This window comes from Fibrobacter sp. UBA4297, from assembly GCF_002394865.1.
In the GTDB taxonomy this organism is placed as follows: domain Bacteria; phylum Fibrobacterota; class Fibrobacteria; order Fibrobacterales; family Fibrobacteraceae; genus Fibrobacter.
Window position 1 is genome coordinate 94,445 of the sequence record NZ_DGUZ01000019.1, and the last position, 11,543, is coordinate 105,987.

Genomic DNA, 11,543 nt, shown 5'->3' on the forward strand with positions numbered 1-11,543 from the left:
AATTGCCTTTTTTTCAAAAAAAACGCATCTACGGGGGCGGAGTTTATTAGATTTCTCTATAGGAGGCCGCAATGCTGATTGATCAAGAACATGCAGAGTATATGAGAACTAAAGCTCACCCGAGGCAGTTGGGAATTCCCCTGAGCCGTTGGGGGCGTAACCTTATCGCCTGCTGTCCATTCCATGCTCCAGAAGAAACATCGCTGTTTTTCTACGATGCGCTAGGTTACTGGCGCTACCGCTGTCTCCAATGCGGAGCCGAAGGCGACTTGGTCGATTTTTTGATGAAGAGCCGTTTCAACGGCATGGACGAACAGACCGCCCGTTCCGAAGCCTTTGAATTCCTCGGCGCACTCGACAAGGATCTCGCAAACAATCAGGATAGCGAACACCCGTGGGTCAAGGAAGTCGGCGGCGAAAAGTCCAAGGTGCTCGAATGCTTTGTACGTTACTGCCACTGGGCCGCCTGCAAGAGTCCGTCTTCGGCAAAGTTCCTCGAAGCCCGCGGCTGGAGCATTGGCCAAGCCCAACTTTACGGTCTCGGTTACTACAGCGGCGACCCGGAACCGTTCATCAGCTACTGCATGCTCTCCGGCATCGAACGCCACCAGATCAGTTTTTACCTCGACAACCTCGAAGCGTACCATGAACCGCGAATTACCATTCCGGCCCGCAATTCCAAGGGATATATCCATTCCGTTTACGGTCGCCTCATCGACGACAACGAAAAGAGCCATACCTATATCACGTACGCCTCCGGCCCGACCGTCATTCCGTTCAACATCCAGGCCGATAGCGAGAACCCGATTATCGTGCAAGGTTTCTTTGATGCGCTCACGGCGGACCTCGCCGGCATCCCGGGTGTTGTCTCCACGATGTTCCAGGAACTGAACATCAACCACCTGTACAAACTCAAGGCATGCGGAGCCGAATCGTTCACGGTCATTTTGCGCCGTGAAGAAGACCGCCGGAATCAGGAACTCAAAATCCAGAAATACCTGAAGCTTGCCGAACAGATGCACATGAGCCTCAAGTCCATCGTGCTCCCGAAAGGCGATAGTGTCGACACATTTGTCCGCAAGAACGGCGCCGACCAGTTGCTTGACCTCATCGCAAACACCGAGGTCGATACAATACACTCGCACCGCCGCTCCATGCTACTGCAGGACATCAAGGAAAATTTCGATACCGCAATGGCATGCCCGCCCGACCAGAGCGTAGGCTACAAGCTGAACACGTTCCCCTTGCTCACCAAGGAAATCGACGGTGTACAGTCGGGATGTTTCTTTGTTTCATCACAGCCGTTCGGCCTAAAGACTTTGCTGCTCTCGAGTCTCACGCTGGACCTCATCGAAAGCAACCCGAACCTCAAGGTCATTTACGTCGCTTACGAAACACCGCGCCGCCAAATCTTTGACCGTTTCGTTTCCATGCTCACCGGGCAATCCGTGCTGAACGTCCGCAAGCAGAATACAGACAACGAAATAAACCAAAAGATTACAGATGCCACACGCGATTTAATGAACTATGTGCGCAACAACCGTCTCGAAATCTGGGACGACATGCCTTCTCTTGACTTTAATGACTTGCTCAAGACACTTAGCCAGGAACTCAAGGACCATCCGGACTTGATTCTCGTGATTGACGGTATTGACCACATGAAGATTACCGACCGCCCGGAACTCCCGGACATTCACGAGAAGCGTTCGTCGATTATGCTTGACTTGTACAAGGCTCTCGACATTCCGATATTCCTCGGTGGCGAGCTCATTGATTCCAACATGGGACTCCTTGGCCCGCGCGCATACCTCCGCGATTCCGATGCCATTTACTGGCTAACCGAAAAGGACGGTACTCTGAACCTCTCGGTGGATTCCAAGCGCATGGGCACGAGCCGCGTGTACGAAGACAAGATTTTGATTGACCCACAATCTAGCCGCATGCAAGAAGCTTAATGTTTACCATTGTCGATTTCAATAACTTCTGGAGTCCGTCAGGAGGCGGAGTCCGCCGTTACCATTTGCAGAAAATGGCGTTTTACGAACGCCAAAACGAAGTCCTTTCCGTTTTCGTGATGCCCTCGGCAAGCACTTATACCGAAACACGAAGCGATGGCTTGATTATCGAACATGTAGAAGCATTCCGATTCCCTGGCAACTGGGAATACCGCTTCATGTGGAAGTCCAAACAAATTCGACCGATTCTTGAGAAGTACAAGCCGGACGTAATTGAAGTGGGTTCGCCTTACATTTTGCCATCCGCCGTGCGCAGCATTGCAAAAAAAGTTGTTCCCAATGCGGCACTGTTCAGCTTTTGGCACGCCGACTTCCCCGTGACTTACGTGGGACGCCCCATCGCCAAAAAATTTGGAGCGGGCGTAGGCGTTTTTTCCCGCAAAATCGCATTCTGGTACGCCAAACAAGAATTTAAAGGCTTTGATTGCGTACAAGCGTCATCGAAAGAAGCGATGGCACGCCTCAAAAAGAATGGACTCCCCGACCCGCGTTGGATTCCGCTCGGTTGCGATATTGACACCTTCTCGCCAAGCCGCCGCGACGAAGCGCTCGTGAATGAACTCAAGGACGGCGACCCGAACCGCCTTACGATATTCTTCCCGCACAGGCATTGCAACGAAAAAGGCATTGACCTTGTTCTTGGCGCTTACGACATTTTGACGCAAAAACTCGGACACGAGCCCGCCATCGTCTTTGCAGGCACAGGTCCAAGTCTCCCGCTCGTGCAAGAAGCGGCCGCAAAATACAAGCACGTCAGCTATATCGGCTTTGTGAATTCCATCGACGAGATGGCTCGCTATTACGCAAGTGTCGACATGGGACTTGCACTCTCTGGCTGGGAAACTTTTGGACTTTCAATTCTAGAAAGCATGGCAAGCGGAAACGCTCTCGTCGGAGCTGCCGCCGGAGCCGCATTCGAACACGTCACAGAATCGGGTGCAGGCACAATTCTCAAAGAACGCACGCCCGAAGCATTGGCAGATGCGATTGTCGAGCTCTACCATTCCGATCTCACCGACAAGAAGATTAAAGCTCGTAAATACGCTGAAAAATTCAGCTGGAACGATTGCTTCAAGCGCCAACTCGCGTTGTACAAAGAAATTTTTGGAAATAAAAAATGAAAAATTTTATACAGAAAATTGCCAAGTTCTTAGAGCCGTCCAAGAATTTGGTTTTAATCTCGCTCGCATTCTGGGTGACGCACATTCTGTTGCGCGTGATGCTCTTGTTCCGCAGCAACCCTTACGGATTCCCGTTTGTTTCAAAGCCGGACTGGTTCATTTTCCACGCGGTTTGCATCGACTTCATGTGGATTTGCAATGCGCTCGTGGTATTTATGGTGCTCGGCGGGATTGCAACAAAAATCGCAAGTTCGAGATGCGTAAATTCGAGAAGCGCGACATCCGCAATTCAAAAAGTCGCAAAGGTCACGACAATTGCATACACGGTTTTCCATAGCGTCATCTTGCTCTTTACGCTCCTCGATAACGAAGTAATGCGTTTCCTCGGCGGACATTTAAGCTTTGGGCTTATGGACACGTATAAAGACACTTCGTCCATCGCCATGTTCTATGACTACGTGGCAAACGACTTGTCCGTTCCATACTTGCAGTTCGTCGTACTCGTGCTGATGCTCCCGCTCACCTACGGTCTATACAAACTGCTGTACAAGCATTACCGCACGCCTGACGGACTGCGCATGAAAAAGTCCGTCATCGCAATGGTCATTTTCTACATTGCCTCGTACTTATTCGTTTATTTTATCTGGACTGGAAACGCCCGCATGGCAAAGCTCCGTCCTGTTGTATCACTCGTCTATAACGATTTATTTGTCACTAAAAAAGTTGCAGGTCTTACAGGAAAAGAGCTTGCCACCTACCGAACCTCCTACCAGAATTTGTGGCAGCGCGTTGAAGGCGATAGCCTCTGGAAATTCTCGGACGCTAAAGAAGGCCATGGTCTTCCGCTTTACCGAGTTCCAACCGCAGAACTCCAGAACAACGAAAAGCTCGCCGCCCAGCGCGAAATGAAGCCGAACTTTATCCTCGTGCTTATGGAATCGCATCGCGGGCTCAATACAGGCTACATGAATCCGCAGATTCAGCCCTCGCCCACGCCGTTCCTTGATTCGCTCGCCGCCAATTCACACGTGTGGATGCGCATGCACACCAGCGGCGTTCCGACCACCGGAGGAGTCCTTTCAACGCACCTCGGCATCCCACACCACTCTAGACTTGCCCAAGCCACCGATCTTGCGCATGTGACACTCCCAAGTTTTGTCTCTGTGCTGACCGAGAATGGCTACAGCACGCATTACATGTCTGCCGCAGACCCCGCCTGGGATAACCTCGGCGTCTGGATGGCCAAATGGTACACCGCCGAACATTACAACCGCGAACGAGAAGACGATTCTACCTTTATGGACCACGCTGCAGAATTTGTACGCGACACGCTTTCCAAAGTTGGTAAGCCGTTCCTCGCCACGCTTATGACGCGTTCGAACCATTATCCGTTCAATTTTGCCGCCGGCATGACCGATGAAGAAAAAGCGCGCCCGTTGCAAGAACGCATCAACGTCACGATGAATTACGCCGACAGGCAGCTCGCCCGATTCATCCGCGCCATCCAAAACGAAGAATGGTACAAGAACACCTACGTCATCATCATGGCAGACCATGGATTCCCTTTGGGTGAAAACGGCGTTTCGACCATGAACGGCGGCGGATTCTCGAACATCAGCTGGATTCCGTTCATTATCCACGGCAAAGGACTCGACGCGACACGAGACACGACGACAGCCGCACAAATCGACATCGCGCCCACCGTACTTGAACTCGCTGGCTACGCCGTCCCGAACATTTTCATGGGACACAACTTGCTGCGCGACACAAAAACCATTCTCAATGCAGACAGCACGAGCGTTAAAAAGGAACGCGCAGGGCTCTCGCTAGGCGCTTACTCGGGCTACTCCGCGCTCGGTCTCGACAACTACCGCGTTGTTTCCAAGACCGCAAGTAACGACGAAGTCTATCTCTTTAATGATAGCGACATGCGACAGGAACACGACCTCGCCAAAACAGAAGCCGAACGCACTGCAAAAATGCACGCTACGCTCGACACACTCATCAAGATTTCGGATTACTCACTCGAACACGGGCTGTAATTCACAAAACGCGCGCATTAAATGCCCGCAATCCAAACGGCACATATTTTACAAGATGCGCGCTCAAAGCTCGCAAGCTATAACGCAAAAAAGACTCGTCAATGACGAGTCTTTTTAATCGGGATGACTGAATTCGAATCAGCGACCTCTTGAACCCCATTCAAGCGCTCTACCAGGCTGAGCTACATCCCGAGGTCTCTTACAAGAGTATGCCAAAGTTAGTTAAACCACGGTATTTTTTCAAGGCAAGCTGCCGAAAAAAGCAATAATTAGCCCATTCCGGCAGTTCTAGTCCTTTCTAAAATATCACTAGTCCTTCCAGTAGCCAATAATCAGCACTTCGGGCGTTGCCTTCGGGAATTTTTTGCTCTTGAAGCCCACAATCTTGCGGATGCTCTTTTGCTTGAGTTCCCAGCCCGTGCGTGTAAGTCCAGCGGTCGAAAGCGTGACCTTGATGCCAGGCACCTTGCCACCTTCCTTGATCTTGCCCATGTCATCGACATTGAGCATCACGTTCTTGGTCTTGAGCTTAAATTCCTTCTGGGCATTTTCATCAAGCGCCAAGTCCGGGCGCGTCTTCTTGTCCGTACCCCAAACGTAGAACGTCCATTCACGCTTTTCGTTTGCGGCATAATAGCCCGTATCAAAGAGCTTTTCGCCAAAGAAAATCGGATTTTTCACATAGCCGTCGAGCTGTGCTGCATACGACTTGCCCTGATTATCGACCATCACCACGACCGGGTTGATTTGGCCGTCCATGCCCGCAAAATCCATATCGAATTCAATCGTCACCGGAGCATTCGGCGCAATTTTCGTCGGGTACTTGAAGTTCGACATGCCAATGCCCTGGCCCATCACGGTTTCAAGGACAATTTCTTTATTTGTAATATTTGCACCCTTGATGACAATATGGCGCACATCGCCCTGGTCTGCATAACCAATCGGGTACGGGTCCGGCACAAAGCGGATAATATCTTCAGCCATGACAGTCGCCGAAAAAGCGAGAGCCGCCGCAAAAACAGATTTAAAAATTCTAGACATCATAAAATGAATATAGTAAATAGTTGTTGGTTATTAGTCATTTGCGTTTCAAACGGTCCTTGCACACATACAACGCTTCTTCATGGCATTGCGCTTCGACATCGGGATTCAGCGCATTCACATACCTGCTGAGGCAAGAATCGTATTTTTCTTGATCTAGACACTTTGCATTTTTCTGATTCATCGAGTCAGGGTCTGTCGGTCCGTACCATTCCTCGGCGCAATTATCTGTAGACGCACAACTACACGCCAACATTAATGCGCACAAAAACGCAAGTACAGCCAAGATACAAAACCGATGGAAATGCATAGCTTGAATATATAAAATTTCTAAATTTGGCGCCATGACACCAATCGACGAAATCAAGGCACTCATCGCACAAAAAGAACTGTTCATCTTTGACTTGGACGGCACGCTATTCAATACGCTTGGCGATTTGGCACCAGCCGTAAACTACGCGATGACGCAATTCGGCCTGCACACGCATTCAAACGACGACGTGCGCACATTCATCGGAAACGGTTCCATGAACTTGATCCGCCGAGCTGTCGCTGCAAATTTCATTCCCGTCACAAGCACCCGCGACATGGAAAAAGTCGCAGAAACGCTAGCCCGCGAGAACTACAGCGAAGAGAAAATCAAGAAAATCCATAAAGTTTATTCAGATTTCTATTGGGAGCATTGCATAGAAAATACGGAACCGTACGAAGGAGTTGTAGAACTACTGCAACGATTCGCAACAAGCGCCGGGACGAGATGCGCGGCAATGCTCACAAACAAGCCGGTCGCCCCCGCACAAAAGATTCTCAAAAAATTCGGTCTCGAAAATTCTTTCGCCACTTACCTCTGCGGTGACACCACCCCCGAACGCAAGCCAAGCCCCGCCGGCATTTACGAGATTCTCCGCCAAACTGGAATTGCTCCCGAAAAAGCAATCATGATTGGAGACGACACTCCCGACGTTCTAGCAGCAAAGAACGCAGGCATCGACTGCATCACGCTTTTCGAAGGCTTCGGCAAAACCGAAAACTTGCTCCCGCTGGAGCCCCGCTACACCGCAGGCCATATCAAGGATTTTGCGGAATTTATCAATTAAATAATTCCATTATTTTTTCAATCTTTGTTTATCATCTAAAATTTGGATTAATTCTCGAGCCGCATATTCAAGGCAATCATCCCACGGATCCCCTAGTTCATAATTATCCGCACTAACACCATAATAAAATTCTTGGGCATGATCAAGCCAATCCGAGACCTCTAAAATTTTTTCTTTTTTTGTGGAATCAGACGTTTCTAACTTGCTTGAATCTAAAACTGCGGACGTATCCTGCGTTTTTTCAGCAGCACCGCAATTAGCCCAAAATACAGCTGTGAGCAACAGCGTAATTTTATGAATTTTTTTTCTAAAGAACCCAGACATATTCTGTATTATACAAAATTATTCTGTCGGCGACAAAGGCTGTTCAGAAGCACTTGATGCAGCCGAAAGGATAACTTCGTACAGATTAACAGGGAATGTAAACGTCCCGCCTCTTTGCGTTTTCGGGAAAATCCAACGAGCTATTGATTTTCTGATTTCTTCGCTAAACTGATCATTTGTTGATTTAATCTCGACGTTTTCAACGTTTCCACTCGGAGAAATCTTCATTTCAAAAACAGTCTTTCCTTCAAATTCCTTAGTACGTTTAGCGCGATACTTTACATTTTTATAAAGATTCTTATTGCAGATATGGCGTATGCCCGGCGAACGCTGACGGAATACTTTCAGAAAATATTTAACATCAAGGTCGTTTTCCTTCCCTGCGACAACATTCTCATCCGTCAATTCTTTGACAAGGCAACGAGGAACAGAACGAGACGGCCGGCTAACTTCATGAGGGTCATCAGGAGAAATAATCTCACGTGGAGGCCGAACTCCATAAAGGGCAACAGCTCTTCCCATATCTTCTTCGATAACACCGTACAAAGCCCGAATCATACCGATTTCAGGCTTCATCTTGGCAACGCGAGCAACCTTTTTCAACAAGGAATCCTTGGCAGGTTCTATCACAGCAACGCTATCCGAAGCAGACGATTCTACAAGTTCATTTTCGGACGACAGAGTATCCACAGAAGGAGAACTCTTCGCTAACTGCACGATATCAGTCTTTTTATCAGAATCACTGCACCCAGCCCACAACGCAGCTGCGGTCATCAAAGCGATTTTGCCAAGAAATTTGCTAAAGTTTTTTGCCATACACTATAAATAACAAAATTATCTACTTCAGTCGCGATTTCAGCGCTTCGATTTCGCTCTTTTCCATACCAAGCGCAAACAAATACTTTTCTGTTGCGGACGCTAAATCTGCATTTTCGAAATCAGAGATATCAACAACAGCCGTTTTGAACGAATTCTGCATAAGTCTTACAATAATCGCCTGAAGCAGCTCAACCTGCTTTGTTGTTAAATCAACATGTTTACCATCGACCACGTTGTAAAAATTCTTGTGAGTCGTGGCGTAATCGGCCTTGATTTCATCAGCGGTCGCCCCCATCAGCGCTTCGAGCACCGCTATCGTAAATCCGGTTCGATCCATACCATACGTGCAATGCACTAGATACGGGCCTTCATGCTCTATCATATAGCGCAAGCCTTTGACAAGCCCTTCCTTGAACGGCGAATTCGCAAAAGCAGGTTCCACATTAAGATAGACCACATTTTGCTTTGCATAATAAGATTCAACATAGCCATTGTATTCTTCGGCATATTGCAATTCATCTGCAAGGTTCACAAAAGTCTTAACGCCAGCCACCGCCGCCAATGAATCCGCAATTGCATTGCGATAAATCGCAGGATCAATCGGGCTTGAAGAACGATAAAGCACTCCCTCGCCCATCCCGGTTGTACGCACCATTCTAAAATTCGCAAACTCCTCAATAGACAAATCAGGATAAGCCTCCGGATAATTCGCAATTGAAAGCGACTTCAAATTTTCAAGATGGTCCACATAGCCACCCTTTTCCTTCATCTGCACAACAACATCTATCGGGAATTTCAAATCGCGCCCGAGACCAACGACCTCAGCCATTTTGCCGTAACGAGCCTCAAGCTTGATATAGTTCAACCCCTCAGAGACATACAAAAAGAATTCACCAGGGAAAACATATCCGTATCCAGCTACTACAGGAACATCCACCGTATCGTATCCCGCAATCATCACCGTCACGACATCGCCATAATCAAACTTTGTCAGGAACGAATCCGCAACAACGTTAAGATTCACACCCCCGAATGCAAAAATTTCAAGCGTATCCTCCATAACAGTCGTTGAAATCGAAACTAATCCATCCGCAGAAGAACTCGATATCACAACAGACGAGGACGACGCATAATCCGAAGAACTCGATTCTTCAACGGCAGCGCAACTTTCGCCACCTACAGGATTCACCGAAGTAGTGTCAAAGTAGTCGTCGCCACATGCGGCAAAAAGCAACGCAAAGGCTAGCGCGCAAAACGCCGCCATCTTTTTACCTAAAGCTTTAACCCAAAATCCAACCATAATTTAAATCTGTTTCTTAAACTTCTGATTTGTAGAACTTTTTAACATTCAAACAAATTAAAACAGAAATAGTCGCCCCGATAAGGCACATGAACATATCCGTCTGCGTATCCCAAATGTAGCCCTGCGTTCCTAAAAACGCTTCCGTATCCGTCGGGTTGCTGAGCGATGCCAGCCACTCAATAATTTCATAAAGCGCAGAAATAGCCTCTGCCACACACACCGACAAAAATCCCGTCCAGCCAGCCGTCTTGATAGGAGTCGTGCGGCGCAAAAGATCAATCATCACAAGTGCAGGAGTAACGCCCTGCATCAAGTGCCCAATTTTATCGTAGTTGTTGCGTGTAAAACCGAACCAATCCTGCATCCAGAATCCAAGCGGAACCTTCGCATACGAATAATGCGCCCCCAGCAAAAGCACCGCCATGTGGAACGCAATCACCACATAAAGGAACGTGGGCAACTGAAATTTTCGGTATGTAAACACAAGAACCAACAGCCCGACAATCGCAGGAGCCGCTTCAAGAATCCACGTGAGGTAAGTATCTTCGACTCCGATAACAGACCAAAGCATCGTCAGGAGAACAAATGCAAGCAAGAACAAATGAGATTTAGCAATATTATTCATAGCGAGAAAATACAAAAAAATCACTCCACGCCGTAATGCGTTTAAAAAACTATTTATGCAGCAGTAGCTTATTATTTTCTTGGAGGCCGTCGTTGTCGAAGCGGACGGTGGGATTCTTGCCGGTCTTGTAAGCTTCATCGCTTTCGTAGAGGGAAAGGGCTACTGAAACACCGGGCTGCGTTGCGAGTTTTGCCTCGCCCGCCGGAACCACACCGCTGAACGAAAATTCCTGCAAAGCGCCGTCCTTGAAAGTTCCCTTGGGAATGCGGACGGTCTCACCAATCTGCGCAAGCGCCTTGCCCGTACTGTCCACGAATTCTGCCACCAAATACACATCGAAGAAGCAGGGCGCCACGCCGGTGTTCTTGACGGTGATATTCAAAGTGTTCGTCGCAACATTGCCCGTAGCGGTTCCGGCGGATTTTCCTGCGGTTGACGCTGCATTATCACCCCCCGCGGTAATCAGCAACTCCGCGCGCGTCACGGTAAAGTTGTACCCGATGACCTTGCTCATGGAATCGGCCAGCGCCTTGTTATCCTTGTAGAAATAGTAACCGCAGTCGTTATCCTGGTCCAGTACGTAGTAGGTCAAGTGCGCCGTGGTAATCGCATCCACCCAGCGTTCCGCAGTCCACTTCTGGGTGCCTCCGGGAATCAGGTCGTCATTGGCCAGCATCGTCTTGTAACCGGCGATGTTCTCGGCGATGGTCGGGAGGTTCGCATTGTACGCCCGCAGCAAGGTATCGGGCCTGCCGGGAATGCCAATGAACCCGTCGTCGCGCTTGGTAATGCCGAGGTCGAGTGCATGCGTATAGACATCGCCAAAACTGTTGGAGGGCAGCACCAGCTGGGTCTTCTTGAACACGGACGCATAATAGTCCAGCATGTCCTTCAGCACCGAGTCGGCGGGCATCACGCTCCCCAACATGTGCGAGGTGTGCCATTCGCCCCATTCGCCAAAGGTGCGGACATCGATGTATTCAATGCGCGGATCGCCATCGTATTTTTCGGCCAGGGCCTTCGCGAATTCCTTCGCCGCCCAGATGTAGATGGAATCGTCCCAGACGGGAGCGTACGCATGGTATTCCGTCCCGCGCAAGTCAATCTGGATTTTCTTCGCGCCCATCTCGTAGACAAAGGGCGGAGTCCAGTCGTA

The 11,543-nt window shown here is 49.1% G+C and carries 11 protein-coding genes and 1 tRNA gene; 4 read left to right on the forward strand and 8 right to left on the reverse strand.

All coding sequences use genetic code 11. The features are described from left to right. Positions 1 to 101 precede the first annotated feature (101 nt). The 3 genes from B3A20_RS11135 to B3A20_RS11145 are packed head-to-tail and all read left to right on the forward strand — an operon-like array spanning position 102 to position 5,178. Positions 102 to 1,955, forward strand: coding sequence for a CHC2 zinc finger domain-containing protein (locus B3A20_RS11135; RefSeq protein ID WP_290764758.1), 1,854 nt, complete (start codon positions 102 to 104; stop codon positions 1,953 to 1,955). Continuing rightward, entirely contained in the window at positions 1,955 to 3,136 is a 1,182-nt protein-coding gene (locus B3A20_RS11140) for a glycosyltransferase (RefSeq protein ID WP_290764760.1), read from the forward strand. Before B3A20_RS11135 ends, B3A20_RS11140 begins: the two co-directional genes overlap by 1 nt. Beyond that, entirely contained in the window at positions 3,133 to 5,178 is a 2,046-nt protein-coding gene (locus B3A20_RS11145) for an LTA synthase family protein (RefSeq protein ID WP_290764763.1), read from the forward strand. Before B3A20_RS11140 ends, B3A20_RS11145 begins: the two co-directional genes overlap by 4 nt. Before the next feature lie 118 nt (positions 5,179 to 5,296). On the opposite strand, the gene B3A20_RS11150 is transcribed toward B3A20_RS11145, so the two are convergent. The 3 genes from B3A20_RS11150 to B3A20_RS11160 form a co-directional block, all read right to left on the reverse strand. Beyond that, positions 5,297 to 5,370, reverse strand: a tRNA-Pro gene (locus B3A20_RS11150). Positions 5,371 to 5,487: 117 nt separating this feature from the next. Beyond that, the gene (locus tag B3A20_RS11155; protein ID WP_290764765.1) at positions 5,488 to 6,162 is read right to left on the reverse strand and encodes a hypothetical protein; all 675 of its coding nucleotides are present in this window, start codon (positions 6,160 to 6,162) and stop codon (positions 5,488 to 5,490) included. A 94-nt stretch (positions 6,163 to 6,256) separates the two neighbouring features. Next, positions 6,257 to 6,403 (reverse strand): hypothetical protein, encoded by a 147-nt coding sequence (locus B3A20_RS11160; RefSeq protein ID WP_290764767.1) that lies wholly within the window; start codon positions 6,401 to 6,403, stop codon positions 6,257 to 6,259. A gap of 160 nt (positions 6,404 to 6,563) precedes the next feature. Here B3A20_RS11160 and B3A20_RS11165 point away from each other — a divergent pair, with 160 nt between their 5' ends. After that, positions 6,564 to 7,316, forward strand: a complete 753-nt coding sequence (locus B3A20_RS11165) for an HAD family hydrolase (RefSeq protein WP_290764769.1) — start codon at positions 6,564 to 6,566, stop codon at positions 7,314 to 7,316. A 9-nt stretch (positions 7,317 to 7,325) separates the two neighbouring features. Here B3A20_RS11165 and B3A20_RS11170 read toward each other — a convergent pair whose 3' ends face one another. From B3A20_RS11170 to B3A20_RS11190, 5 genes are all read right to left on the reverse strand, one after another. After that, positions 7,326 to 7,640, reverse strand: coding sequence for a hypothetical protein (locus tag B3A20_RS11170; protein ID WP_290764771.1), 315 nt, complete (start codon positions 7,638 to 7,640; stop codon positions 7,326 to 7,328). Between the two features lie 18 nt (positions 7,641 to 7,658). After that, on the reverse strand, positions 7,659 to 8,456 hold the full coding sequence (locus B3A20_RS11175) for a hypothetical protein (protein WP_290764773.1): 798 nt from the start codon (positions 8,454 to 8,456) through the stop codon (positions 7,659 to 7,661). A gap of 22 nt (positions 8,457 to 8,478) precedes the next feature. Continuing rightward, positions 8,479 to 9,759, reverse strand: a complete 1,281-nt coding sequence (locus B3A20_RS11180) for a tyrosine-protein phosphatase (RefSeq protein WP_290764776.1) — start codon at positions 9,757 to 9,759, stop codon at positions 8,479 to 8,481. 16 nt (positions 9,760 to 9,775) lie between these two features. Further along, positions 9,776 to 10,387 carry a DUF2238 domain-containing protein gene (locus B3A20_RS11185; protein ID WP_290764778.1) on the reverse strand — a complete coding sequence of 204 codons (612 nt, stop codon included), beginning with the start codon at positions 10,385 to 10,387 and terminating at the stop codon, positions 9,776 to 9,778. Positions 10,388 to 10,436: 49 nt separating this feature from the next. After that, on the reverse strand, positions 10,437 to 11,543 hold a 1,107-nt coding region (locus tag B3A20_RS11190; RefSeq protein ID WP_290764780.1), incomplete at its 5' end, for a hypothetical protein.